The organism is Anaerotruncus sp. AF02-27 (assembly GCF_003465835.1).
Taxonomy (GTDB): domain Bacteria; phylum Bacillota; class Clostridia; order Oscillospirales; family Ruminococcaceae; genus Anaerotruncus; species Anaerotruncus rubiinfantis.
The window spans coordinates 122,251-147,728 of record NZ_QSBX01000003.1 but is presented as its reverse complement, the minus strand read 5'-3'; the positions used below and the strand labels follow the sequence as shown (position 1 = coordinate 147,728).

The following is a 25,478-nucleotide window of genomic DNA, read 5'->3' as shown; positions in this document are numbered from 1 at the left end:
CAAAGCATACCAACAATAAGTGGTTTTGAGGTGATCAAATGACAACCATAAACGATCTATTTTTCGGCGAACTGTCGCTAAATCTGACGGGTCCGGAAGGCAGCAAGCAGTATCGTGCCGCGTCCGCGGTCTGGGACGATTGCGAGGAGCGGCTGACCCTGCTGCTCGGCGGCAAGGAGCACGTCCTTTTGATTCGCCTTGTCCAGCAACGCGCGATAGCGCGATTGCCGCCGAAGGGCTGCAATAAAAAAAGTCCTACGCCAGATGTAGTGTGAAATGATCTCTTTTCCACAATATTCTGTTATACTTGCAATACAAATCTTAAAAGAGGTGATTGAATGGCAACCATTGACGATCTATTTTTCGGCGAGCTGTCGCCAAATCTGACGAGTCCGGAGGACAACAAGCAGTATCGTGCCGCGGCCGCGGTCTGGGACGACTGCGAGGAGCGGCTGAACCTGCTGCTCGGCGGCAAGGAGCGAACCCTTTTGATTCGCCTGCTGAACGCGCACGCGGAAATCCTCGGGGTGAGCGAAGCCGCGCGTTTCCGCCAGGGGTTTTCCCTTGGGCTGTGCCTTGCCGCCGAGGCGTTTCTCGCGGGGTAGCGCGGCCGCCTGCAAAAAGCAAGGGTCAAGATGAACCGGCTTACGTCCGCCCTTGCTTTTTGCATTCCCCCGCGCTTTGGGGCAAAACAAGGGCGGAAGCACCAAAGTGCTTCCGCCCTTTATCAATCCATTTGTCCTCATTAAGCGCCAGCGAATCGCCGCAATGGTTGCGGCGATCTGTCCCGCGCGTCATTGCGAAGCGCGCGCGGCTCAATTCGTTTCATCTCGGCAGATTTCGCGCCGTTTCTGCCGAAGGCAGCTTTCACGGCGCGCATTGGGGGCCCGGGGATCTCCCCGGGCGTGTTCTTTCCCCTGTTTCTTGCACGAACAAGAAACAGGGCCGCCGGAGGCTTATTCTTGATGGTCTTCGATGTATTTGACGATGTCGCCGACGGTTTTGATGTTTTCGATCTCCTCGTCCGGGATCTCGCAATCAAACTCTTCCTCAAGGCTCATGACCAGGTCAACGATATCCAGCGAATCCGCGCCGAGATCGTTGGAAATGTTGGCCTCCATTGTGACCGCATCCTCTTCAACGTCGAGCTGATCCACGAGGATTTCCCTTACCTTTTCAAATACCATGATTGTTTCCTCCTACTTATTATATAAATGATTTATTTACCGATTAAAGAGGGTTCGCGCCTTTCTGTTCTGTGAACTCTCCAATCTTACGGAACTTATAATACCTGTTTTCCAAGAGTTTGGCAATAGGTATTTCCATATATTTTTGGATTGTTTCCAAAATGTACCGGGATATGCTTTCCGCCGCCATTTTATGATCATTATGAGCGCCGCCCGGCGGTTCCGGGATGATCGCTTCCGCGATTCCAAATCCCATAAGGTCCTCCGCCGTAATGCGCATGATATTCGCCGCTTCCTTCTCGCGGTTCGCGTCCTTCCACAGGATCGAGGCAAACCCACGCGGCGATATGACCGAATAGACCGCATTTTGCAGCATGGCCAGCTCGTCACAGACTCCCAGCGCCAGCGCACCACCGCTGCCGCCTTCGCCCAGTACGATTGAAACGACCGGAGTCGCAAGCTCCATAAACTCCATCAGGTTGCGGGCAATCGCCTCACCCTGTCCGCGTTCCTCCGCGCCCACGCCGCAGAAGGCGCCCGGCGTGTCGATGAAGCAAATTACCGGCCGGTGGAATTTTTCCGCCTGTTTGGCGAGCCGCAGCGCTTTGCGGTATCCCTCCGGATGTGGCATGGCGAAGTTCGCGGCCTGGTTTTCCTTCAGGTCGCGGCCTTTGACCTCGGCGATCACGGTCACCGGGATGCCGCCGATCGTACCGATCCCGCCGAGGATCGCACCGTCGTCACCGTAGAGACGGTCGCCGTGCAGCTCAATAAAATTGTCAAAAATCAGCGGGATATAATCCCGCACCGTGGGGCGGTTTTTCTCCCGCACAATCTGCAGGCGTTCATATGCCGTGGTTTCAGGCATTTTCCCCACCTCCCATATTGTGCAGCCTGAGCAGCTGCGCGAGCGTTTTTCGCATAGCGCCGCGTTCGACGATCAGATCCGCAAAACCGTGCTGCAGCGCGAATTCGGCCGATTGGAAATCGTCCGGCAGGTGCTGCTTGATCGTCCCCTCAATGACCCGGCGGCCCGCGAAACCAACCAGCACCTTGGGCTCCGCGATGATGATGTCCCCGAGCGACGCAAACGACGCGGTCACGCCGCCGGTGGTGGGGTCGGTCAGGACGGTGATATAAAGCAGCCCTTTGCGGCTGTGGCGTCCAACCGCGCCAGCGGTCTTGGCCATCTGCATGAGCGCCACAATGCCCTCCTGCATCCGCGCGCCGCCCGAAGCGGTGAACAGCACGACCGGCAGGCGCTTATCCGCTGCCGTTTCAAACAGCCGCGCGACTTTTTCGCCCACGACCGAGCCCATCGACCCCATCATAAACCGGGTGTCCATCACGCCAAGACAGCAGGGCTGCCCGATGATCGAACATTCGCCGGTGATGACCGCGTCTCGCAGACCGGTTTTGCGCCGCAGATAAAAGGTTTTTTCCGTGTAACCCTCAAAACCGATGGGATTGAGGCTTTTCATATGCTTATCATATTCAACAAATGTAAAATTGTCCGCCGTCAGTTCAATCCGTTCCGGCGCGGACAGGCGCGCGTGATACCCGCAGTTCGGGCAGACCTTGTTGGCCGTCTCGAACGCGTCCATGAATTCCACTTTGCCGCAGCGGGGGCATTTGAACATCAGATTTTCCGGGATGTTCATCTTCCCCTTTTCCGCGGCGGGTTTTTCATAAGATGCGCGGGATTTTACCTTCGCAAACAGATCCTCTAACATTTACCCGCCTCGCCTCCTCTTTTAATCTTTCTGCATCAAGCGGTCCAGAAACCCGATGTCATACTTTCCGCTTTCAAAATCCGGATTGTGCAAAAGCGAAAGCTGGAAGTCGATATTCGTGTCTACCCCTTCCACCAAAAATTCCGCCAATGCCCAGCGCATCTTCATGATTGCTTCCGGCCTTGTGGGCGCGTAGACGATCAGCTTCGCAATCATCGAATCGTAATACGGCGGAATCGTATAGCCCGCGTAGACCGCGCTGTCAATCCGCACGCCCGGCCCGCCCGGCATATAGAGCGCCCGGATGGTACCCGGCGACGGGCGAAAACCCTGCGCCGGATTTTCCGCGTTGATGCGGCATTCGATCGCGCATCCGTGCATGCCGACCTCATCCTGCGCGACCGGCAGCGGTTTCCCCTGCGCGATGGCCAACTGGGATTTGACAATATCCACCCCGGTCACCAGCTCGGTGATCGGGTGTTCGACCTGCACGCGGGTGTTCATCTCCATGAAATAAAATTCGCCGTCCGCATCCACCAAAAACTCGATGGTGCCCGCGTTATAATAGCCCGCGGCCTTGACGGCGCGGCAGGCCGCTTCGCCCATCCGCTGCCGGAGCTGTTCGTTCATCACCGGCGCGGGGGACGGGCATTCTTCGATCACCTTCTGGTTGCGGCGCTGCACCGAGCAGTCGCGCTCCCCCAGATGGATCACATTTCCGCGCTCGTCGGCCAGCACCTGGATTTCGATGTGGCGCGGATTTACCAGGAATTTTTCCAGATAGATCGCGCCGTCCCCAAAGCAGGCAACCGCCTCCTGCCGGGCGGTATGGAAGGCATTTTCGAGCGCGTCCGCCGTATGCGCGATGCGGATACCGCGCCCACCGCCCCCGGCGGAGGCCTTCACCATAACTGGGAACCCGATCCGCCGCGCGACCTGCATCGCTTCGTCCGCGTCCGCGACCGCGCCGTCCGATCCGGGCACCACCGGGACGCCCGCGTCCCGCATGGTGGCTTTGGCCTGGGCCTTGTTGCCCAGAAGCTCGATCGATTCGGGACTCGGACCCACAAACTTGATGCCGCAGGTCGCGCACAGCCGCGCGAAATAGGCGTTCTCCGAGAGAAAGCCGAAACCGGGATGGATCGCATCCGCGCCGGTCTGTTCGCAGGCGGCTAGGATCGCGGACATATTGAGGTAGCTGTCCTTGGAGGGCGCGGGCCCAATGCAGACGCACTCATCCGCGATCTGAGCATGCAGCGCGCTTTTGTCCGCGGCCGAACATACCGCCACGGTGCGCAGCCCCATTTCCCGGCAGGCGCGGATGATCCGCACCGCAATCTCCCCGCGGTTGGCTATCAGAACTTTCGTAAACATAAGCAACGTTCCGTGAAACGGTCCTTTGGCCGTCTCTCCGGTCCCCTTTCCAGCGCAAAATGAAAAAAGTCGGAAGTTTTGCTCGCCACTTGCCCTTCGGGCAAATGGTGACCCCATCCGGGCTGTCGCTGCGCGACATTTTTTAAAAAATTGCAAATGGGGTTGCAGAGGGCAGCTCCCCCTCGCCCCGGCCCGCAGATCCACTTCAGGCGCATTTTTTCTTTGGTTCTTTCTTTTTGCAAAAGAAAGAACCAAAGAACCTTCTAATTCCCAAGCGCGAAGGTGATCTCCGCCTCTGTGGCCATCTCGCCGCCGACGGTGGCAACCGCCCTGCCCACGCCAAAGCTCGACCGGAGCTTGAGCATCTCGACTTCCAGGCGCACCGTATCGCCAGGCAGCACCGGACGACGGAATTTTGCCTTATCGATCTTCGCAAAAAATGCGATCTTCCCTCTGTGTTCCGGCATCGACAGCACACAGACCGCGCCGGCCTGTGCGAGCATCTCGATGGTGAGTACACCCGGCGTCACCGGATGTTCCGGGAAGTGGCCCGCAAACCAGAACGAATCCGGCGCGATGAATTTCTTCGCGACCACCCGCTTGCCAGTCTCCATCTCCTCGATCTCGTCGATCAGCAGGAAGGGGTCGCGGTGCGGGATGATCTGTTTGATCTGTTCTTTATTCAGCAGCGGCATCCTTTCGTCCTCCTCATTCGAGCCGCAGGACCGGCTGGCCGTATTCGACCGGCGCGCCATCCGCGACAAGGATTTCCACGACCGTGCCGGACTGGTCGGCCGGGATTTCGTTCATCACCTTCATCGATTCGACGATAAAGACAATTTCCCCCGCCTTGACGGCGGAGCCCACCTTGACATACGGTTCCTTATCGGGGCCGCTCGCCGCATAGAAGGTGCCGACCAGCGGGGAGGTGATCACCTTCGGCGCCTCAGCGGATTTCTCCAGGGAGGGCTCCCCTGCCTGCGCTACCGCCACCGCGACCGGAGCTGCTGCGGGCGCCGTCAAAACCGCCGCGGGCTGGCTTCCCTCGCCCGCAGACGGGGCCATCATCCAGTTTTTGATCTTCAGCTTGACGCCTTCGGTCTCGAACTGCAGTTCCCCAATGTGGTTCTCCGAGACACTTTTCATCAGCGCCTGGATCTGTTCGACTGAAAATTCCTTCGACATATTTTTAACCCTCAAATTTTCTGAAAAGTATGGAGGCGTTGTGCCCGCCAAAGCCGAGCGAATTGGAAATGGCATACTCCACGTCGGCCCTGCGCGCACCCTCGGCCACGTAATCGAGGTCACACTCCGGATCCGAAACTTTGTAGCCCAGGGTCGGCGGAAGGATCCCTTCCGCCAGCGCGTTCACCGTGGCGACCGCTTCCACGCCGCCCGCCGCGCCGAGCATGTGCCCGGTCATCGATTTGGTCGAGCTGATTGCAAGCTTATAGGCATGCTGGCCGAATGCCATCTTAACCGCGTTGGTCTCACACCGCTCGTTGAGCGGCGTCGAAGTGCCGTGCGCGTTGATGTAGCCGACCTGTTCGGGTGCAATTTCCGCCTCCTGCATCGCGTTCATCATCGCGTGGGCAGCTCCTTCGCCGTCCGGGGAAGGACCGGTGATGTGATGCGCGTCGTCGGTCGCGCCATAACCCACGATCTCCCCGAGGATTTTTGCGCCGCGCGCCTTGGCATGCTCGTATTCCTCGAGCATCAGAAGCCCCGCGCCCTCGCCCATGACGAAGCCGCTGCGCTCCTTGTCAAACGGGATCGAAAGCCGGTCCGGATCGGTCCCCTGGGTCAGCGCGGTCATATTGTTGAAGCCCGCTACCGCGAATTCATTGATCGCGGCCTCGCTTCCACCCGCCACCGCCATATCGAGATAACCGAACTTGATCTTGCGGAATGCCTCGCCAATGCAGTGGTTGCCGCTGGCACAGGCGGTAACAATCGCAAAGTTATCTCCTTTGAAGCCGTATTCGATGGCAATCTGTCCGGCCGCCATATTGGAAATGAGCATCGGGATCAAAAAGACCGAAACCCGGTCCGGGCCCTTTTCCAGGAACTTTTCATGCTCGGAGAGGGTGGTTCCAAAACCGCCGATCCCGCTGCCCACGATCACGCCGATCCTGTACGGGTCCACCCCCGAAAGATCGCCCGCGCCTTCCATCAATTCCTTGGCGGCCGCCATGGCGAACTGCGTGAAGCGATCCATCCGGCGGGCATCCTTTTTACCCAGCCCCATCGCGACCGGGTCCCAGTCCTTAATCTCCGCCGCGTACTTGACCGGGACGCGGGAGGTATCGAACGCAGAAATCGGCGCGAAGCCGTGCCGTCCCGCCTTGAGGCTCTCCCAGAAATCCCCGGCATTGAGTCCGACCGGTGTAACCGCTGCCTGGGAGGTGATGACTACTCTTCTCATAGAATAAACTCCTTTAACATCTTACATCGTGATGCCGCCATCGACACAGAGCACCTGCCCGGTGATGTACGAGGCGTTTTCGCCCGCGAGGAAGGCCACCGCTGCGGCAATGTCCTCCGGAGAACCCATCCGTTTGAGACTGATCATGCCCGCGATCGCTTCCCGGGTCTTTTCCGGGAGCTTTTCGGTCATGCTGGTTTCGATAAAGCCGGGCGCGACCGCGTTCACCGTGATCCCCCGACCGCCGAGCTCCTTCGAGGCGCTCTTGGTCATGCCGATGATCGCCGCTTTGCTGGCCGCGTAGTTGAGCTGCCCGGCGTTCCCATAGACGCCCACGACCGATGAGATGTTGACGATCCGGCCTTCCCGCTGCTTCATCATGACCGGCACCACCTGCCGCATCATATTGAATACGCTCTTCTGGTTTGAATCGATGACCGCATCGTACTGCTCCTCACCCATCCGGGCAATCAGCCCGTCCCGGGTGATGCCGGCGTTGTTGACCAGCAGGTCGATCCGCCCGAAACGGCTCAAAATCCGCTTCACCATCCCGGCGCAAGCTTCGAAATCCGAAACGTCCGCCGCGAAGCAGTCGGCATCCACACCGCATCTGCGGCAGGCTGCCACGACTTCCTGCGCCGCCGGAACCGATTCCTCTCCCCGGCAGTTGACCGCCACGTCAAAGCCTTCCTGCGCCAGCCGTTCGGCAATCGCGCGGCCGATCCCCTGCTTTGCGCCGGTGACAATCGCTACCTTATTCAATGGTGATCCCCCTTCCCGCAAACGGGTCCTTCAAATAAGCCTCGGTGGAGGCCATCAGCTTCTCCACGATGACCTTCGCAGGCGCAACCTCATGCACCAGCCCGGAGATCTGTCCCGCCATAAAGGTGCCTTCCTCGGTGTTGCCGTCCTGCACCGCCTTCCGAAGCGAACCGACCGCAACCTTTTCAAATTCCTCACGATCCACCCCGTCGGCCTCCATTTTTGCAAGCCTGCGGGAGAATTTATTCTTCAGCGACCGAAGCGGCGCGCCCCCCGCGCGGCCGGTGACAATCGTGTCGGTGTCCTTCGCGTCGACAATCAGCTGTTTGTAGGTGTCATGCGCCGGGCTTTCCGCGGCGCAGACAAAGATCGTACCGCACTGCACCGCCTGGGCGCCGAGCATCAGCGCCGCCGCGAAGCCGCGCGCGTCCGCAATGCCGCCCGCGCCGATGACCGGGATCGAAACCGCGTCCACCACCTGCGGCAGCAGTGCCATCGTCGTGAGCTCCCCGATGTGTCCGCCCGATTCGCACCCTTCGGCCACCACCGCGTCCGCGCCCGCGCGTTCCATGCGTTTGGCCAGCGCTGCCGACGGCACGACCGGGATCACCTTGATGCCCGCGCCTTTAAACGCGTCCATATATTTCCCGGGATTGCCCGCGCCGGTCGTCACGACCGCAATCTTCTGCTCGACACAGACTTTCGCCACGTCGTCGGCAAACGGGCTCATCAGCATGATATTTACGCCGAACGGCTTATCGGTGAGGCTTTTGGCCTGCTTGATCATTGCTTCGACCACCTCGCCCGGCGCGCTCGCCGCGCCGATGAGGCCAAGCCCGCCCGCGTTTGAAACGGCGGCAGCAAGTTTTGCGTCGGCCACCCAGGCCATGCCGCCCTGGAAAATCGGATACTGAATCCCCAAAAGTTCGGTGATTTTTGTCTTTATCATTTCTGGTTTCCTCCCATTGTTATGCTTCGTATGTGAAAACCGCCGCCGCGTACACCAGCCCCGCGCCAAATCCCACGGTACAGAGCTTGTCGCCCGGCCGCACCCTGTCCGAACGGAGCAGTTCATCGAGCGCGATCGCCACCGAGGCGCTCGAGGTGTTGCCGACCCGGTCAATGTTCATGAACGCTTTTTCCATGGGAAGCCCCAGGTTTTTCATCGCGGTCTGCACGATGCGCACATTCGCCTGGTGCGGGATGATATAGCTGAGATCCTCCGGCATGATCCCGGCCTTTTCACAGGCCTCCCGCACCGCGTCGGGCATCGCTTTCACCGCGAACTTGTAGACCTCCCGGCCGTTCTGGGTGAGCGCATGCGGGCCGGTTTCGGTCCGGCTGATGTCATCCTCGGGCACCGACTGCCCGCCGAACGGGGTTTGGTGCGGGGCGTTCTTGGAATAGATGAGCCCGTAGCCGGAGCCGTCCGAATGCAGCGCGGAGGCGAAAACGCCCGTCTGAGACCGCCGCACGACCGCCGCGCCCGCGCCATCCCCGAAAAGGACGCAGATTGAACGGTCGTTAAAGTCAATCATCCGGGTCATCATCTCGGACGAAACAACCAGAACGGTATCCACCCCGCCGCTGTAGAGGTAGCGTCGAGCCATATCAAGCGCGAACACAAAGCCCGCGCAGGCGGCGTTGAGGTCGAAACAGAAGGCGTTTTTTGCGCCGACCGCCTGCTGGATGATGCAGGCCATCGACGGCGTGACATAGTCGGCGCTCACGGTGGTGCCGATGATAAGTCCGATCTCCTCAGGATCGACCCCGGCCTTCTCGATGGCGGACCGCGCCGCCTTCGCGCCCATCATCCACGTGGCGTCGCTGTCCGCGACATGCCGAGTGACGATGCCGGTCCGGGTGCGGATCCATTCGTCCGAGGTTTCCACAAAAGCCGTATAAGCTTCGTTGTCCACGATGTGACCGGGCAGATAGCTGCCCGTTGCGCATAATTTGATTCCGTTCATGCTCTTCTCCTGACTGTTCCGGGAATTTTTCGCCCCGCAATACTTGATTCCATAAACCGGGTTGTGTTATAATTGGGGTCGAAAAATGTAACAAGTGTTATATTTCTTGTGTTATCATACCGTCAATCCACACAAGTTGTCAAGAAAAAATTTGTTAATAAATTTTTTCTGTTGAGATTTTGGTATGTTTGCCCACTTTTTAATCCGTAAAGGCATCGTATATGAAACTTTATGAGGCCCGCTTTTCCGGGCCGGAAGGAGTATTCCCCATGAGCAAAACTGCATTCCTGATGAGCGGCCAGGGTTCCCAGTATCCCGGCATGGGCCGCGAACTTTATGAGAATTTCCCCGCCGCCCGGCAGGTTTACGAATGCGGCGCGGATATCCTCGGTTTCGATCTTGCCAAACTTTCCTTTGAAGGCGCGGAATCCGAGCTCGCCCAGACCAAAATCTCACAGCCCGCGATCTTTGCGGTCTCGATGGCAGCCTGCGCCGTGGCGAAGGAATCCTGCGAACCCGCCGCCTTCGCGGGGCATTCGCTCGGCGAATACGCCGCGCTCACCGCAAACGGCGCTTTCTCCCTGGAGGACGGCTTCCGGGTGATCGGCGCGCGCGCGGCGGCCATGCAGCGCGCGGCGGACGAGAACCCCGGCAGCATGTTCGCCATCATCGGCAGCGACGAACAAACCATCTCCCGCGTCTGCGAGGAGACCGACGGCTACGTGCTCCCCGTCAACTACAATTCCCTCTCCCAGACGGTCATCGCGGGCGAGCCAAACCCCGCGCAGCAAGCGGCCGACAGGCTCGCCGGAATGGGCGCAAAAGCTGTCAAGCTGGCTGTTTCGAGCGCGTTTCATTCCAAACTGATGGACTGCGCCGCTGTGGAATTCAAGGAGCGGATCGCCGGGATCAAAACGGCCCCGCTCGAAAAGCCCTTCTATTCAAACGTCACCGGCGGGCTGCTCCCACCGGATACCGACCTCGTCGAATACCTCGCCCGGCACCTTGTTTCGCCGGTGCGCTTCCACGAGGAAATCTCCGCCATGCTCGCCGCCGGGATCAGCTCCTTCGTCGAATGCGGACCGGGCAAGGTGCTCACCATGCTTGTAAAGCGCGGCTTCAAGGAAGCCTCCGCCTACAACCTCGAAAATCAAAAGACGCTTGACAAATGGAAAGCGTCCCTCTGAAGGTGAACCATATGGAACAATTCCAGCTGATCGGGCATCCGCTCGGGCACAGCATGTCCCCGCCGATCCACGAACGACTCTTCGCCCTCGAGGAGCGCGAAGCCGCGTACACGCTCAATTCCTTTCCGCCGGAACAATTCGAATCGCATCTGGCGCAGCTGATGGCGCTCGACGGATTCAATATCACCATTCCATATAAACAGACCATCCTCCCCCATCTCGATGAGCTGCACCAATCGGCGCGGCTTTATGGTGCGGTCAATACGGTGCGCCGTCTGCCGGATGGCCGGCACATTGGCTATAACACCGACTGCGACGGCTTTCTGCGCACCATGTCCGCTCACGGCGTTTCGCTTGACACCCGCGTCTGTGTGCTGGGCGCGGGCGGCGTGGGCCGGATGTTCGCAATCGAATGCGCCCGTCAGGGCGGCGACGTGACCGTCGCGGTGCGCGAGAGCGGCCGCAGCCGCGCCGAAGCGCTCCGGAAGGAGATCGCTGAACAGTTCGGCCGCAAGATCTCCCTCTGCGACATCGCAAGCCCGGAAGGCCGGTTCGGCCTTCTCATCAATGCCACGCCGGTCGGCATGTTCCCCAAGGTGGATGCCTGCCCGGTGCCCGAAAGCTTCCTCACCAGCGTGGGCGCGGTGTTCGACTGCATTTACAACCCCGCCGAAACCCTGCTGCTCCGCCGCGCAAAGACGGCAGGCTGCCTTTGCATGGGCGGTATGCATATGTTGGTGTGGCAGGCTGCTGTCGCCCACGAATACTGGCATGGATGCAGTTTTGACAATGCCTCGGTCGACCGGATCGTGGACGAGATGCACGAGATCCTCCTCAGAAAGGAGCGGGAAGCTTGAACAATCTGATCCTTTGCGGCTTCATGGGCTGTGGCAAAACCACCGTCGGCAAGCTGCTCGCAAAACGGCTTGGCCTCGAATACATCGATCTCGATGACGAAATTATCCGGGAGGCCGGAATGCCCATTCCCGACATCTTCTCCATCTATGGGGAAGCCCATTTCCGTGACCTCGAACATGAAGCAGTCCACAACCTTGCCCGCCGGGTCAACTGCGTGGTTTCAACCGGCGGCGGCGCCATGACCTTCGACCGCAATATCGAAGCCATCGACCAGCGCGACCTCGTCGTCTTTCTCGACGCCCCGTTCGAGGTCTGCTACAGCCGCATCAAGGACAGCGACCGCCCAATCCTGCGGCAGAATACGCCCGAACAGTTTCAGGCGCTCTTCGCGCGGCGGCGGGAGGCCTACCGCAAGGCCGCGCAAAATGGCCTCACAATCGACGCCGGTCGATCCGCGGATGAGGTTGCCGCTGACATCGCGCTTCTGCGCGAAAAGAATCAGGGGCCGCGCCCCTGATAATCCCCTTTGCGCCCTTCGCGCGCCCGAGGTTCTCTTGCGCCCTTCGCGCGCCCGGATTGCCTCCGGCGGGCTCGGATTGCCTCCGGCGGGCTCGGATTGCCTCCGCGGGCTCGGATTGCCTCCGCGGGCTCGGATTGCCTCCGCGGGCTCGGATTGCCTCCGCGGGCTCGGATTGCCTCCGGCGGGCCCCTTTCTTGCTTGTCCAAGAAAGGGGCGAAAGAAAGACACGCGGGGATACCCCGCGGCCCCCTGCGGGCTGTTTCGTTGCCTGCGGCAAAGACAGCCCGCAATCTGCTTAGACAATACGTACTGTGCCGCGTGATAAAAAGCACGCGGGACAAATCGCCGCAACCTTGCGGCGATGCGCTGCGCGCAATAAGGACAAACGGATTTCAATTTAAAAAGCGCCGGACCTCTGTCCGGCGCTCTTATTTTTCTTCTATTTCACAATTATCAACCGCATATTCCAGGAAAATCCCGATCAGCTCGTTACGCTTATGTCCTGTCTTAGCGCAAATTTCATCCAGCTTTGAAACTGTCTCTTCCTTGATCCGGATGGAAAAGGTCTTATATCCATCCTCACCTTTCGGACGTTTGGGCTTTACGACAATCGCCATTTCCATCACCACCTCTGAACATATTTTATGCTTGAATCGTGGTGATTAATATGTTATAATTTATGTTATAAATTATAACATATTTGGAGATAAGCCATGACTTCAAAAGAACATTTACGGCTGCGGGAACTTTCGCGGCAAGTTTACACCTATGCGGGCAAGATGAATTTGTCCGCATGCCAGCTCAAGGATGATGCAGCAAGCGTTGTCACCCGGCGTTATTTTGTGCAGCTTGAAAAGCGTATGGAGAAGCTGCGGGAATTTCTGAGAACGATTGATTGACAATACCCATTGAACGAATCCGGCGCGGATTTTGCAGCAAGCCTGTAACATGGGAGCGCGAAGCGTTGCCATCAGTCTTGAGCTGACCGGCAGTTGGGAGTGACGGCGTCGCAGGTCTCGAAGTCCAAGGACGCGGCCGCCGCCTTTGCGAAGCAACCAGCGGCGGCGGGGTTCCAAGGGGTTCCCCCTTGGCGTGTTCTTTCCCCTATTTCTTGCACGAGCAAGAAATGGGGCCGCCGGAGGCGACTCCTCCGGAGCGCCTGGAAGGCGCAATCCCCCGGGCGCGCGGAGGGCGCAATCCCCGGGCGCGCGGAGGGCGCAAAAAAACAAGCGAATTCCTCATTTTTGCAGGGAGACAATAAAGAAAGCGCATGGAACCTGACGATTCCATGCGCTTTCACTTTTTTGTTCAGTGGCGGTCCCGGTTGAGGACCAAAACAGCCATGATACCGTACAGCACAGCCACGATGGTGGCTGCTGCAACCAGTGCCACCGCCGTGACGCCGCGCCACGGGTTGATCTGACGGTATTCCCTCATCATAAGCCTTATTTCTCGAGGTTGGCTTCGAGCTTTTCGAGCTCGGTCTCGAGCTCTTTGGGGAGTTTGTCGCCAAATTTGGCATAGAACTCCTTGATGCCCTTGACTTCCTCTTTCCACAGGTCCTTATCGACAGTCAGCAGGCCAGCGACAGTATCGGTGGTGATGCCGTCAAGACCGGTGATGTCGATATCTTCCGGTTTCGGCTCGTAACCGATCGGGGTTTCAACAGCTTCGGCTTTGCCTTCGACGCGGTCGATGATCCAGTTGAGGACGCGCAGGTTGTCGCCGAATCCCGGCCAGATGAAGTGGCCTTCGTCATCGGTGCGGAACCAGTTGACGTTAAAGATCTTAGGCGCTTTGTCACCGAGCTTCTTGCCCATTTCGAGCCAGTGCTGCCAGTAGTCGCCCATGTTGTATCCGCAGAACGGGAGCATCGCCATCGGGTCGCGGCGGACAACGCCGACAGCACCCGAAGCGGCCGCGGTGGTCTCGGAAGCCATGGTGGAACCTACGAACACGCCATGCTGCCAGTCACGGGACTGATAAACCAGCGGAGCGGTTTTGGCGCGGCGGCCGCCGAAGATGATCGCGGAGACGGGCACGCCGTTCGGATTTGCAAATTCGGAGGAGATGCAGGGGCAGTTGATGGCCGGAGCGGTGAAGCGGGAGTTCGGATGCGCGCCTTTGCTGCCATCGGTGCAATCCCATTTCTCGCCTTTCCAGTTGACCGCATTCTTCGGCGGGTTCTTATCGAGACCCTCCCACCAAACAGTGTTGTCGTCCAGGTTGTGGACCACGTTGGTGAAGATGGTGTTGCGGCGGGTGGTTTCCAGCGCGTTCGGGTTGGACTTCATGTTGGTGCCAGGGGCAACGCCAAAGAAGCCGTTTTCCGGGTTGATTGCCCAGAGTCTGCCGTCTTCGCCGATACGCAGCCAGGCGATGTCGTCGCCGACCGTCCAAACCTTGTAACCCTTGTCAAGCAGCTCCTTCGGCGGGATGAGCATGGCCAGGTTGGTTTTGCCGCAGGCGGACGGGAACGCGGCGCAGATATATTTGATTTCGCCTTTCGGGTTCTGCAGGCCGAGGATGAGCATGTGCTCCGCCATCCAGCCTTCCTGTTTCGCCTGGTAGGAAGCGATGCGCAGCGCGAAGCATTTTTTGCCGAGCAGAACGTTGCCGCCGTAACCGGAGTTGACCGACCAGATGGCGTTGTCCTCGGGGAACTGGACAATGTAACGGTTCTCTTCTTCCATCTTGGCCTTGGAGTGCAGGCCGCGGACGAAATCGTTGGAGGTGTCGCCCAGGTGGTCGAACGCCTTCTGGCCCATGCGGGTCATGATATCCATATTCAGTACAACGTAGATCGAGTCGGTCAGCTCGACGCCGACTTTGGAGAATTTGGAACCGATCGGGCCCATGCAGTACGGGATGACATACATGGTGCGGCCCTTCATGGCGCCGTCAAACAGGGCGCGCAGTTTCGGGTACATGACTTTCGGGTCTTCCCAGTTGTTGGTCGGGCCCGCTTCTTCCTTCGTTCTGGAGCAGATAAAGGTTCTGCCCTCCACACGGGCGACATCGTTGACCGCAGTGCGGTGCAGGACGCATCCCGGAAGCTTCTCAGGGTTGAGCGGCTCGAGCTCTCCGGTGGAGAAAGCCTGCTCGCGCAGTTCGTTGAGCTGTGCCTCGCTTCCATCAATCCAGACAACCTTATCCGGTTTGACAAGCGCTTTCATCTCCTCAATCCAATTGAGGACATTTTTGTTGTTCGTCATGATTTTACTCCTCTCGCTGTATTGAATTTTTAATAACACAATGATACATATGGGGCTGAAAGTCAACGGTTCATGGGGTTGCATCCCGCATGAAACTCGAACTTTTCACACTTAGCATTATAATGGATCAACTGCAAAAAAGCAACGTGAATTCGTTAGAATTTTGTGAATTTTCAGACAATCATGCAATTCATCATTTTTCTTCCTGCAAAACCAATCATTTTGAGACAGAATGCTTAGAATCATACGGATTTTGGAAAGGCAGGTCGATATTCCACGAGGCGCAAGCGTTTAAATCAAGCCCCGCCGGCGGGCTGCAAAGCTGCTCATAATAGGCCTGCGCGCCGATCATCGCGGCGTTGTCCCCGCAAAGGGACAGCGGCGGGACGCAGAGCCTGTACCCGTGGCGCCGGCACATCTCCTCCAAGCGGGAACGCAGCCCGCTGTTGGCGGAGACGCCGCCCGCCGCCACAATCGTTTTATAGCCGTATTCCCGCGCGGCCAGTTCCAGATGGCCCACCAGGATCTCGCAGATGGTGCGCTGGAAACTTGCCGCCAGCGAATCTGTATCCACATTTTCCCCTTTCTGGGCGGCATTATGCAAAAGGTTCAGCACCGCCGTTTTGAGACCGGAAAAACTGAAATCATAAGGCGAATCCTCGACGCGCGGCTTCGGAAGCTTATACTTTCTGTCATCGCCGCGCTTTGACGCCTCGTCGATATAGATTCCGCCCGGATATGGGAACCCCATAGCGCGGGCAGATTTGTCGAACGCCTCCCCGGCCGCGTCGTCGCGGGTGCGGCCAATGATCCGAAAGTCGGTGTAGTCCTTCACTTCAACGATGTGGCTGTGCCCGCCCGAAACAACGAGGCAGAGAAACGGCGGCTCAAGATCCGGATGCGCGAGATAATTGGCGGCGATGTGCCCACGGATATGGTGAACCGGGATGAGCGGTTTTCCCGCCGCGAGCGCAAGCCCCTTGGCGTAGTTTACACCAACCAGCAGTGCGCCGATCAGCCCTGGCGCGGCGGTCACAGCGACCGCGTCGATCCCGGCAAGCGTCAGCCCAGCCTCGTCTAGCGCGCCCTGCACAACAGGCACGATGTTTTCGGTATGGCGGCGGGAGGCAATCTCCGGCACCACGCCGCCGTATTTTCGGTGCTCCGCGACTTGAGAATTGATCACCGAGGAAAGAACCTTCCGTCCGTCCTCCACCACTGCGGCGGCAGTCTCGTCGCAGGAGCTTTCAATTGCAAGGATTTTCATAGCCATTTTCCTTTCGCCGCCATCAGGCGGGTTTCACGCTTTGTGCGATCATATCATAAAGCTTGAGGTCGTCCGCTGTTGCCGAAGCGGAGACGTAAAAATACAGATAAGTGAAATGTCCTTCGCCCAAATCCATCATATATTCCAGGACATTCCCGCCCAGGCCGGGCGTGATATACCGTGTAAAGCGGTCGCCGCAGCAGTAGGCGCCAATCTCATTTTCTGCTGATTCGAATGCCTCCCAGGTTTCGCCGGTTATCGGATTGCCTTCCGCTGAAAATACATTCCACGCGCTGAACAGTGTCTCGCCCTCAGGATAGTATCCCCCGATGTCCCCGATTTTGATCGTCCCGTTCGCGAAGCCGCCGTCGTATACGATGACTTCGTCGATCCCGCAGCGCGGCGGCAGCAGCAGCTTCGCTTCGACGCGCTCGGGCGGAAGGCCTTGTTTCTCCGCGTCATAGTTGATCAGCGTGACCGTGTGCCATTCCCATTCCGCCGGGTCTCCGAAATTTTTGTATTCGATATGATCCCACATGATATACGGCCCTTTCTGATTTTCCGGCAGGGTCGGGTCGGGCTGGACGCCGTCATAGAGCAACGGAGCCGATTCCGCCGGCTCCGAAAAAGCGGCGGGCGGCGCGGGGCTTTCCGGCGCGGACGAGCCGGATGGCGAGAGCGCGCCCCCGGCAGGGGCGGACGCTTCGGCAGAGGATGCGGGCACGGAAACGTCCTGCGCCATCGGGGGCGTTTCGCGGCCCTCGCAGCCCGCCAGCAACAGGCAGGCGCTCATCAGCACCGCGCGCAGGGTTTGTTTCATGGCGTGGGGGCCTTTCCCGGTTCCGCTGTTTTTTTCGCGCGGATCGCATAGATCGGCTGGCCGAGCGAGGAGAAATGCGTCTCATACTCGGTCATGACGTTGCCTGCGGCGCATTCACTCTGATGCAGATTGTTCGTCGTGAAATATGCCGGGAAAGCCGCTGCGAATTCATAGAGTGAGAAATGGTAAAGGTTGTAGTTGTCGGTCTTAAACCAGATTTCCCCGCCTGGCAGGAGCAGATTCTGATAGATTTTCAGCCGCTCGCGGTAGGTGAGCCGCCGTTTGAACTGCCGATGCTTGTGCCAGGGGTCGCAGAAATTGATGTAGATCCGTTCGAGTTCTCCAGGCAGAAATATCTGCGGGAGCTTTTCCGCATCATCCAGGATAAATCTGATATTTGGAAGCGGCGGCACGGCCGAGAGTACCCGTTCTGTCGCGATCACCGCGACGTTCGGTTCCCGCTCCACCGCAACAAAGTTTATATCCGGGTTTCGCCGCGCCATTTCAAAGACAAAGCCACCCTTTCCGCAGCCAATTTCCAGATGCAGCGGCGCCTGCGGGTTCGGAAATGTTTCACGGATATGCCCTTTCAGAGAAACCGGGTCCTTCAGAACAATCGATTCGCAGGCGGCCAGCCGCGGGGCTAAATTCGGTTTTTTACGCGGTCTCATCTTTCTTCCTCCTCATTTGACGGTTTGTCCAAAACGGCTTCCTCCGGATTGAGGCGCAGCGCTTCCTCCGCAAGCGCCCGCGCGTCGGCCAGTGTACAGAGCGTCCCTGCCTGCCGCCGCAGCGACGCCGCGCCGCGCACCCCCTTCATGTACCAAGCGGCATGCTTGCGCGCTTCGCGCATTGCGCCATATTCGCCCTTCTGTTCGCAGGCGAGCGAAAACTGCCGCAGCATGACCGCCATCCGTTCCTCCAAGGGCGGCAGTGGCAGTACCGTCCCGTCGGCCAGGAACTGGTCGACCTGCCGGAAGATCCATGGGTTTCCGAGCGCGCCCCGCCCGATCATCACGAGGTCACATTTTGTATAATCGTACATATTTATCACAGATTGTATACTGTCACAATCCCCATTCCCGATCACCGGGATCGAAACGGCCGCCTTCACTGCCGCGATAATGTCGAGGTCGACCGGAGGCGCGTAGAACTGCTCCCGCGTGCGGCCATGCACCGTCAACGCCGCCGCGCCGCTCTCCTGCATGATTCGCCCGAACTCCACGGCATTGACATGTTCGTCGTCCCAGCCTTTGCGGAATTTCACCGTAACCGGCAGGTCAACTGCCTTTACAGCTGCTTCCGTAATTTTCCCCGCAAGCGTGGGATTCTTCATCAATGCTGAACCGCCGCCGTTTCCAGCGATCTTGGGCGCCGGACAGCCCATGTTGAGGTCGATCACATCCGGCCGGTAATCGAGCGCCTTTTTCGCGGCTTCCGCGATCAGCTCCGGATCATCCCCAAAGAGCTGCACCGCGACCGGGCGTTCTTCGTCGCTCACCCCGAGCAGCTCGGCGGTCTTGCGGTCGGAATAGTGCATCCCCTTCGCAGAGGCCATCTCCCCTACCAGGTACGCCGCGCCGAACTGCTTGCAGATGCGCCGGAAGGCGCTGTCCGCGACGCCTGCCATCGGTGCGAGCGCGGCGGTACGCTTGATTTCCAGATTGCCGATCTTCATGGGGCCCCTCCAATTTGTTCATGATTCTAAATGATTATTTTAACAGAAATTTGGTGAATGGACAATCTTTTGTGGTATAATAATTTATAATTGTCAAGATTTATCATCTTTCACATATCGCAGAGGAGATTTACCATGAAATTGCTGGCCATCGACGGGAACAGTATTCTGAACCGCGCATTCTACGGAATCAAGGCGCTGACTACCAAAAATGGAGAATTCACCAACGGAATCTATGGTTTTTTGAATATCCTGCTGAAACTGCTGGAAGAAACCCAGCCGGACGCGGTCGCCTGCGCCTTCGACCTGCGCGCGCCGACCTTCCGCCATCAGATGTTCGAGGGCTATAAAGCCCAACGGAAAGGCATGCCCGAAGAGCTCGCCTCCCAGCTTGAACCGCTCAAGGAACTGCTGGCCGCGCTTGGCTACAAAATTGTCACCAAAGAGGGTTACGAGGCGGATGATATCCTCGGCACCTTTGCAAAGTCCTGCGCCGGACGCGGCGACGAGTGCGTCATCGCCACCGGGGACCGGGACAGCCTCCAGCTGGTTGGGGAACGCACCACCGTGCGCCTGGCCACCACCAAGATGGGCCAGGCCAGCTCGACCGTTTACGACGTGGCCGCCGTGATGGAGAAATACGGTGTGCCTCCGCGGGAACTCATCGACGTCAAGGCGCTTATGGGCGACGCTTCCGACAATATTCCCGGCGTGACGGGTATCGGGGAAAAGACCGCGCTCTCGCTCATCGCGCAGTATCACGATCTTGACTACATCTATGACCACTTGGACGAGCTCGAAATCAAGCCGGGCGTGCGTGCAAAGCTCGCAGCGGACAAGGAGATGGCTTACACCAGCCGTACCTTGGCCAAAATCGACTGCGATGTACCGATTGACGCCGACCCGGAAAGCTACCGCCGTGCCGAACCGGACGCAGCCAAAGCGGGCGCACTCTTCGCGCGGTTTGAAATGTTTAAGTTGGCTGACCGATGGGGGATCGATCCTACGGCCGCGGCAGCCGATCCGGCACTGGAGGAATCCGCGCCGCAGGCTGTTTTGCAGGTTTCCTGTGATCCAGGTGAACTGTCCGCACTGTTTACCGATAAAAAAGCGATTGACTTGCTGATTGAATGGGATGATGACCAACCCAAAGCCGTAGCTGCCGCCGTTCCGGGGCGGCTGATTCTTGCGGACGGCGCAAAGCTCAACGAAATCCTGGGCTTTTCAGCCGGACTGCGGATCTGGAGCAGCAAACCGCTCTATCGTTATTTGTATAGTTTTGATAAAAATATACAAAATATAAATTTCGATGGGGAACTCGCCGCCTATCTGCTCAGCCCAACCACCTCGAGCTACGCGCCGCAGCCGCTTGCCGCGCAATACAATGTCGTACCCTGCGTATTCGAGACGGAGATCCCTTCCGAATATGCATCGATCGCGGCGGACGGGGCGGTCATCACCGCGCTGCATGACAAGCTCGCCGCGGAGATCGAAGCGACCGGCCAACAAAAGCTCCTCTATGAAATCGAGATGCCGCTTGCCCGGGTACTCGCCGCAATGGAACGCGAGGGCTTTGCGCTGGACACGGACGCGCTCAGGGAGTACGGCGCGGACCTCGATGGGCGGATCGGGGAGCTGGAGGACGGCATCTACCGTCACGCGGGCCACTCCTTCAACCTCAATTCCCCCAAGCAGCTCGGCGATGTGCTGTTCGTCGACCTGGGCCTCCCCGCCAAGAAAAAAACCAAGACCGGCTATTCCACCAACGCGGATGTGCTTGATTCGCTGCGCGGCAAGCATCCCATCATTGAGCTCATTCTCGAATACCGCAAGCTCTCGAAGCTCAAATCCACCTATGTGGACGGGCTTTTAAAGGTGGTCGGCCCGGACGGACGGGTGCGCTCGACCTTCCAGCAGACCGAAACCCGCACCGGACGCATCTCCTCAACCGAACCGAATCTCCAAAATATCCCGATTCGCACCGCGGAGGGCAGCAAAATGCGCCGCTTCTTCAAGGCACGACCGGGCTGGAAGCTGATCGACGCGGACTATTCGCAGATCGAATTGCGGGTGCTGGCCGACCTGGCGGGCGACAAAAACATGATCGCCGCCTTTAAAAGCGGTCAGGACATCCACACCACCACCGCCGCGCAGGTCTTCGGCCTGCCGGAACTGATGGTGACACCCGCACTGCGTTCCCGCGCCAAGGCGGTCAATTTCGGGATCGTCTACGGAATCGGGGCGTTTTCGCTCTCGCAGGACATCGGCGTTTCGGTGGCGGAAGCGGACAGCTACATCAAAAACTATCTCGCCACCTACGCGGGCGTGCGCAAATACATGGAGGACACCATCGTTTTCGCGCGGGAGAACGGCTATGTCAAAACGCTGTTTGGGCGCCGACGCTACCTGCCGGAGCTTGCCGCTTCGAACAAGGTGACCCAGGCGTTCGGCGAACGGGTCGCGCGCAACACCCCGATCCAGGGCACCGCGGCGGACATCATCAAGATCGCCATGGTGCGGGTGTTCGAGCGGCTGCGGCGCGAGAAGATGCAGGCAAAGCTCATTTTGCAGGTGCACGACGAACTGCTTGTCGAGGCGCCCGAGCAGGAGGTGCCGCTCGCCACCATCATCCTCAAGGAGGAGATGGAACACGCGATCACCCTGAAGGTCCCGCTCGTGGCCGACGCAAACGTCGGGGACAACTGGCTGGATGCAAAATAGGCAGGAGGACTGACAACCTTGCAGATCACATCGATGACAGAAAAAGACGTTCCGCTTGTGGCCGCGCTCGAACGGCAGTGCTTTTCACAGCCGTGGAGCGCCCAGGTGCTCGAAGCGGAACTGCAAAATCCCAATGCGATTTTTTACGTCGCCAGAAAGGAGGGGCTGCTGGCCGGCTATGTCGGGATGCATCGGGTGATGGACGAGGGCTATATCGCCAATATCGCGGTGGACGAAGCATTCCGCAGGCAGGGCGTGGCAAAGACGCTTATGCAGGCGCTCCTCACCTTCGCAAAAGAAAAGCGGCTCGGGTTCCTCACGCTCGAGGTGCGCGCGGGTAACCGGCCCGCGATCCAGCTCTACGAGGGACTCGGTTTCGGAGAGGTAGGGCGGCGCAAAAATTTCTACGCAAATCCCACTGAGGATGCGATTTTGATGACCCGCTTCCTGTGAACGCCAAGAGGCCGCCGGCTGTTGCCGGCGGCCTCTTTTGATGGAATCCGCGTTATTTATTTTTGATCTCGATCGCGCCGGAGCCCTTCTGCAACGCGACCATGCCGGTGCGCGCCATCTCGGCCACGCCGTACTGCGAGACCATGTTTAAGAGCAGGTCGACCCGTTCCGGCCGGTCGCAGAATTCGATGGTGAGGGTGGTCTGCGACAGGTCGACGATCTTCGCCTTCATGATCTGGCAGATGTCGATGATCTCGCCGCGGTTCTGCTGGTTTGCGTTCACTTTGATGAGCGCCAGTTCCCGCCGGGTGGAAGCGTCAATCTCCAGGGTTTTGACCTTGATCACGTCGATCTGCTTGTTGAGCTGCTTTTCCACCTGTTCCATCGTGCGCTCGTCGCCATTGACCACAATGGTCATGCGCGAAACGGTCCGATCTTCTGTTTCGCCCACCGCGAGGCTTTCGATATTGAAGCCCCGCCGCGCGAAGAGTCCGGCCGTCCGGGACAGGACGCCCGCCTTGTTTTCCACCAGGACTGAAAGGATCTGTTTCATCAGGTTCCCTCCTTCGGATCGACCACACATTCGAGCACGAACGATTCCGGCCCTTCGAGAAACGCGTCGAGCGCCGCCGGCGCGTCTTGCATATCGGACACCTGCATTGACGGAATTCCGTAGGCTGCCGCGATCCCTGCAATCGACGGACTGCCGGTGAGGTCAACCGCGATTTCACGGCCGCGGTACTGATTCTGCTGAATCTCCCGCACCAGGCCGAGGGCCCCGTTGCGCATGACCACCAGTTTAACCGGCACGCCGTGCTGGTTCATGGTGGCCAGCTCCATCATCGACATCTGGAACGCCCCGTCGCCGCAGACCGCGACCACCTGGCGGCCTGGGGCAGCCAGCTTCGCACCGATGGCGGCAGGCAGCGCGTAACCCATCGTACCCATGCCGCCGGTTGTGAGAAAGCGCCCCTCCCGGACAATGTGGTTTTTTGCCGACCAGATCTGGTTTTCGCCCACATCCGAGACATAGAGAACGTCCTTTTCCAAGCGTTCGGAAAGCAGCCGGATGAAGGCATTGGGATTGATATAACCCGCGCCCGCAGCCGGATGCGCCGGGAACGGCTCCCGCTGGCCATCGAGCCAGCCGATCCACTTATCCCATTCTCCCATGGGATTTTGCTCCACAAGCTGCTCGACCACCAGAGCCGCATCGCCCACAAGCGGGATGGTTGTGCCAAGGTTTTTACCAATTTCAGCCGCGTCGATATCGATATGCACCACAGTCGTCATGCTTTCAAGCGCCCGCGGCGATTGGATCGCCCGGTCGCCCACCCGCGCGCCGATGATGATGAGCAGGTCGCTCTCCTCCACCGCGCGGTTCGCAAGCCCGTCCCCGCTCTGGCCAAGCATGCCGAAATAAAGCGGATGCCCGCTCGGCAGCGCGCCGATCCCCATCATGGTTGTGACGGCGGGCAGGCGGCACTGCTCGCAAAGCTTGCGGACCGCCTTCTGCGCATTTGCCGCAAAGACTCCGCCGCCCAGACAGAGCAGCGGCCGTTTGGCCGCCCTGATGGCGGCGGCAACCCGCTTGACCTGCATCGGATGGCCTTTGAACTGCGGCTTGTAACCGCGGATATTGACCATATGCGGGTAGGAAAAATCGAGCAGTTCCCGCTGGATATCCACCGGCATATCAATGAGCACCGGCCCCTTGCGTCCGGTGGACGCGATATAAAACGCCTCTTTAAACACGCGCGGGATCTCCGCCGCGTCCTTCACAAGATAGCTGTATTTGGTGAACGGCTCGGCGGCGCCGGTCGTATCGACCTCCTGAAAGACATCCCGGCCCAGAAGCTCGCTCGAAACCTGCCCGGTGATCGCCACGAGCGGAATACTGTCCATGTAAGCGGTCGCAATGGCCGTGAAAAGGTTGGTCGCGCCCGGCCCGGAGGTCGCAACGCAGACCGCGGGCCTGCCGGTAACGCGCGCATAGCCGCTGGCCGCGTGGCCGGCATTCTGTTCATTGCGCGTGAGAATATGCCGGATGGACGAATCCACCAGGCTGTCATAAAATGGGCAGATCGCCGCGCCCGGGTATCCGAAGATGGTTGTCACCCCTTCGGCCTCCAGGCATTTGACCATCGCCTGCGCGCCTGTCATCATCATAAAGATCCCCACCAGACCTTTCTTCCTGTCTGCTACTCTATAATCTGTGTCGCGTCGTCAAGATCGAGCATCTCGTCGTCATCATCCGCTTCGCTGTCCGCGTCTTCCGGCACCTCGTCATCCGGACGGCTTTTTGCTTCCTGCACTTTTACGTCCGGATAGGCCTGCGCGAACATCTCCTCCAGCTCGTCAAACATGCGGGGACTCTGCCGCTCGAAGGCGAGCGCGTCGAAAGCATACAGCCGCTTATTCTGGTAGGCGGCGGTCGTGCTGTAGACCTTTGTCTCACCAAAATAGGTCTGGTCAATGCTCTGGTCATGAAAAATAATGTCGGGATAAAGATTGACCGCCTGATCTTCCGGATACAGCCAGCCGGTGTACTGTCCCGCGTCGTTATTCACTCCAAGCGCGTCGTTCAAAAGTTTCCCTTCAAAAGTATCGCCGGTCGCCATTGTGAGCGGGACCATCCGCAGATAAATACCGTGCAGGCGGTCGGCAATCCCGTCCGCCGCGTATTTCAGCGCGTCATACCGGGCACGCAGCCCGTCGAAAAACGCCTGCCCGTTCTCCTCCCCGTCAACGAGCCCGTCAAGCACGGTGGCTACGGTCACATAGACCTCCTCCAGCTCGTCCAAGGAATCCGCGCGGCCCAATACAATCACCTGGGCATCCATCTGCTGAAGCTTCACCGTGTCGTCCTGCGAAAGATTTGACGAGGCAAACACCACATCCGGCCCAATCTCTTCAATCGCCGTAAGGTCCGGCGTGGCGGCGGTTCCGCAGCGTTCCAGATCGTCCACGCTCGACGGATAATCGCAATAGTCGCTCACCCCTTCGAGCCGATCGCCCGCGCCGAGCGCACAGATGAGCTCGGTCATCGCCGGAGAGAGCGAGACAATCGTTTCCGGCCGCGCGTCCACATGGATATCCCCAATCGACACCGGATAATTGGGATCCACCACCTCTTCCGGCTCGCTTGGCGCGGAACTGCTGTCATCCGTTTCATTTTTTTTGCAGGCTCCCATCGAGAAAAGCAGGGCGCCCGCAAGAACAATCGCCAGGAATCTTTTCCATTTCATATTTTTAATTCCTTTCGGCCGCAAACATTCTTACCGTTATTTTATCCCATCGCCCGAATA

At 58.8% G+C, this 25,478-nt stretch carries 28 protein-coding genes; 8 read left to right on the top strand and 20 right to left on the bottom strand.

The genetic code is table 11. The features are described from left to right. Nucleotides 1-38: 38 nt before the first annotated feature. Together DWV16_RS04450 and DWV16_RS04445 are read left to right on the top strand one after the other, a co-directional pair. Entirely contained in the window at nt 39-275 is a 237-nt protein-coding gene (locus DWV16_RS04450) for a hypothetical protein (protein ID WP_118477911.1), read from the top strand. 63 nt (nt 276-338) lie between these two features. Then, the gene (locus DWV16_RS04445; protein WP_118477909.1) at nt 339-605 is read left to right on the top strand and encodes a DUF6809 family protein; all 267 of its coding nucleotides are present in this window, start codon (nt 339-341) and stop codon (nt 603-605) included. Between the two features lie 351 nt (nt 606-956). Here DWV16_RS04445 and DWV16_RS04440 read toward each other — a convergent pair whose 3' ends face one another. The 10 genes from DWV16_RS04440 to DWV16_RS04395 form a co-directional block, all read right to left on the bottom strand. After that, a complete protein-coding gene (locus DWV16_RS04440; RefSeq protein ID WP_066455408.1) occupies nt 957-1,187 on the bottom strand; it encodes an acyl carrier protein in 231 nt (76 codons plus the stop codon). 43 nt (nt 1,188-1,230) lie between these two features. Further along, complete coding sequence (locus DWV16_RS04435) at nt 1,231-2,055, bottom strand: acetyl-CoA carboxylase carboxyltransferase subunit alpha (RefSeq protein WP_066455415.1); 825 nt, start codon at nt 2,053-2,055, stop codon at nt 1,231-1,233. Then, on the bottom strand, nt 2,048-2,920 hold the full coding sequence (accD, locus tag DWV16_RS04430; RefSeq protein WP_066455416.1) for an acetyl-CoA carboxylase, carboxyltransferase subunit beta: 873 nt from the start codon (nt 2,918-2,920) through the stop codon (nt 2,048-2,050). Before accD ends, DWV16_RS04435 begins: the two co-directional genes overlap by 8 nt. 21 nt (nt 2,921-2,941) lie before the next feature. After that, on the bottom strand, nt 2,942-4,294 hold the full coding sequence (locus tag DWV16_RS04425; RefSeq protein ID WP_066455417.1) for an acetyl-CoA carboxylase biotin carboxylase subunit: 1,353 nt from the start codon (nt 4,292-4,294) through the stop codon (nt 2,942-2,944). Between the two features lie 263 nt (nt 4,295-4,557). Then, on the bottom strand, nt 4,558-4,989 hold the full coding sequence (gene fabZ, locus DWV16_RS04420) for a 3-hydroxyacyl-ACP dehydratase FabZ (RefSeq protein ID WP_118477908.1): 432 nt from the start codon (nt 4,987-4,989) through the stop codon (nt 4,558-4,560). A gap of 13 nt (nt 4,990-5,002) precedes the next feature. Beyond that, nucleotides 5,003-5,479, bottom strand: a complete 477-nt coding sequence (accB, locus tag DWV16_RS04415; protein ID WP_158572775.1) for an acetyl-CoA carboxylase biotin carboxyl carrier protein — start codon at nt 5,477-5,479, stop codon at nt 5,003-5,005. Nucleotides 5,480-5,483: 4 nt separating this feature from the next. Beyond that, a complete protein-coding gene (gene fabF / locus DWV16_RS04410) occupies nt 5,484-6,719 on the bottom strand; it encodes a beta-ketoacyl-ACP synthase II (RefSeq protein WP_118477906.1) in 1,236 nt (411 codons plus the stop codon). A gap of 21 nt (nt 6,720-6,740) precedes the next feature. Then, on the bottom strand, nt 6,741-7,481 hold the full coding sequence (fabG, locus tag DWV16_RS04405; RefSeq protein ID WP_118477905.1) for a 3-oxoacyl-[acyl-carrier-protein] reductase: 741 nt from the start codon (nt 7,479-7,481) through the stop codon (nt 6,741-6,743). Beyond that, complete coding sequence (fabK, locus tag DWV16_RS04400) at nt 7,474-8,427, bottom strand: enoyl-[acyl-carrier-protein] reductase FabK (protein ID WP_199719765.1); 954 nt, start codon at nt 8,425-8,427, stop codon at nt 7,474-7,476. The genes fabG and fabK overlap by 8 nt, the downstream gene beginning before the upstream one ends. Before the next feature lie 22 nt (nt 8,428-8,449). Next, the gene (locus tag DWV16_RS04395; RefSeq protein WP_066455434.1) at nt 8,450-9,451 is read right to left on the bottom strand and encodes a beta-ketoacyl-ACP synthase III; all 1,002 of its coding nucleotides are present in this window, start codon (nt 9,449-9,451) and stop codon (nt 8,450-8,452) included. A 269-nt stretch (nt 9,452-9,720) separates the two neighbouring features. Between DWV16_RS04395 and DWV16_RS04390 the strand changes: the two genes are divergently transcribed. Genes DWV16_RS04390 through DWV16_RS04380 form a run of 3 tightly spaced genes read left to right on the top strand, consistent with a single transcriptional unit; the run spans nt 9,721 to nt 12,013 of the window. After that, on the top strand, nt 9,721-10,638 hold the full coding sequence (locus DWV16_RS04390; protein WP_118477904.1) for an ACP S-malonyltransferase: 918 nt from the start codon (nt 9,721-9,723) through the stop codon (nt 10,636-10,638). Nucleotides 10,639-10,649: 11 nt separating this feature from the next. Next, nucleotides 10,650-11,495 carry a shikimate dehydrogenase gene (gene aroE / locus DWV16_RS04385; RefSeq protein WP_118477982.1) on the top strand — a complete coding sequence of 282 codons (846 nt, stop codon included), beginning with the start codon at nt 10,650-10,652 and terminating at the stop codon, nt 11,493-11,495. Then, entirely contained in the window at nt 11,492-12,013 is a 522-nt protein-coding gene (locus tag DWV16_RS04380) for a shikimate kinase (protein ID WP_118477903.1), read from the top strand. Before aroE ends, DWV16_RS04380 begins: the two co-directional genes overlap by 4 nt. A 431-nt stretch (nt 12,014-12,444) precedes the next feature. On the opposite strand, the gene DWV16_RS04375 is transcribed toward DWV16_RS04380, so the two are convergent. Next, nucleotides 12,445-12,633, bottom strand: coding sequence for a ribbon-helix-helix protein, CopG family (locus tag DWV16_RS04375; RefSeq protein ID WP_207734300.1), 189 nt, complete (start codon nt 12,631-12,633; stop codon nt 12,445-12,447). Between the two features lie 96 nt (nt 12,634-12,729). On the opposite strand from DWV16_RS04375, the gene DWV16_RS04370 reads away from it, so the two are divergent. Next, on the top strand, nt 12,730-12,915 hold the full coding sequence (locus DWV16_RS04370) for a hypothetical protein (protein WP_066455442.1): 186 nt from the start codon (nt 12,730-12,732) through the stop codon (nt 12,913-12,915). Between the two features lie 409 nt (nt 12,916-13,324). On the opposite strand, the gene DWV16_RS19760 is transcribed toward DWV16_RS04370, so the two are convergent. The 6 genes from DWV16_RS19760 to dusB form a co-directional block, all read right to left on the bottom strand. After that, nucleotides 13,325-13,453, bottom strand: a complete 129-nt coding sequence (locus tag DWV16_RS19760) for a hypothetical protein (RefSeq protein ID WP_255420047.1) — start codon at nt 13,451-13,453, stop codon at nt 13,325-13,327. Nucleotides 13,454-13,461: 8 nt separating this feature from the next. Next, nucleotides 13,462-15,231, bottom strand: coding sequence for a phosphoenolpyruvate carboxykinase (GTP) (locus DWV16_RS04365; RefSeq protein ID WP_118477902.1), 1,770 nt, complete (start codon nt 15,229-15,231; stop codon nt 13,462-13,464). A gap of 217 nt (nt 15,232-15,448) precedes the next feature. Beyond that, nucleotides 15,449-16,498, bottom strand: coding sequence for a tRNA (adenosine(37)-N6)-threonylcarbamoyltransferase complex transferase subunit TsaD (tsaD, locus tag DWV16_RS04360; RefSeq protein ID WP_066455448.1), 1,050 nt, complete (start codon nt 16,496-16,498; stop codon nt 15,449-15,451). Nucleotides 16,499-16,520: 22 nt separating this feature from the next. Continuing rightward, nucleotides 16,521-17,318 (bottom strand): hypothetical protein, encoded by a 798-nt coding sequence (locus DWV16_RS04355; protein WP_118477901.1) that lies wholly within the window; start codon nt 17,316-17,318, stop codon nt 16,521-16,523. Beyond that, on the bottom strand, nt 17,315-17,989 hold the full coding sequence (gene trmB, locus DWV16_RS04350; protein ID WP_118477900.1) for a tRNA (guanosine(46)-N7)-methyltransferase TrmB: 675 nt from the start codon (nt 17,987-17,989) through the stop codon (nt 17,315-17,317). Before trmB ends, DWV16_RS04355 begins: the two co-directional genes overlap by 4 nt. Next, complete coding sequence (dusB, locus tag DWV16_RS04345) at nt 17,986-18,996, bottom strand: tRNA dihydrouridine synthase DusB (RefSeq protein WP_066455458.1); 1,011 nt, start codon at nt 18,994-18,996, stop codon at nt 17,986-17,988. The genes trmB and dusB overlap by 4 nt, the downstream gene beginning before the upstream one ends. A 135-nt stretch (nt 18,997-19,131) precedes the next feature. Here dusB and polA point away from each other — a divergent pair, with 135 nt between their 5' ends. Then, nucleotides 19,132-21,717, top strand: a complete 2,586-nt coding sequence (polA, locus tag DWV16_RS04340) for a DNA polymerase I (RefSeq protein WP_118477899.1) — start codon at nt 19,132-19,134, stop codon at nt 21,715-21,717. Nucleotides 21,718-21,735: 18 nt separating this feature from the next. Continuing rightward, a complete protein-coding gene (gene rimI, locus DWV16_RS04335; RefSeq protein WP_242863590.1) occupies nt 21,736-22,170 on the top strand; it encodes a ribosomal protein S18-alanine N-acetyltransferase in 435 nt (144 codons plus the stop codon). Nucleotides 22,171-22,222: 52 nt separating this feature from the next. Here the strand turns inward: rimI and ilvN are convergent, their stop codons facing one another. From ilvN to DWV16_RS04320, 3 genes are read right to left on the bottom strand one after another with little or no spacing between them, the layout of a single operon-like run. After that, nucleotides 22,223-22,723, bottom strand: a complete 501-nt coding sequence (ilvN, locus tag DWV16_RS04330) for an acetolactate synthase small subunit (RefSeq protein ID WP_066455462.1) — start codon at nt 22,721-22,723, stop codon at nt 22,223-22,225. Then, the gene (gene ilvB, locus DWV16_RS04325; protein WP_118477980.1) at nt 22,723-24,339 is read right to left on the bottom strand and encodes a biosynthetic-type acetolactate synthase large subunit; all 1,617 of its coding nucleotides are present in this window, start codon (nt 24,337-24,339) and stop codon (nt 22,723-22,725) included. The genes ilvN and ilvB overlap by 1 nt, the downstream gene beginning before the upstream one ends. 32 nt (nt 24,340-24,371) lie before the next feature. After that, nucleotides 24,372-25,418 (bottom strand): ABC transporter substrate-binding protein, encoded by a 1,047-nt coding sequence (locus tag DWV16_RS04320; RefSeq protein WP_118477898.1) that lies wholly within the window; start codon nt 25,416-25,418, stop codon nt 24,372-24,374. Nucleotides 25,419-25,478 lie beyond the last annotated feature (60 nt).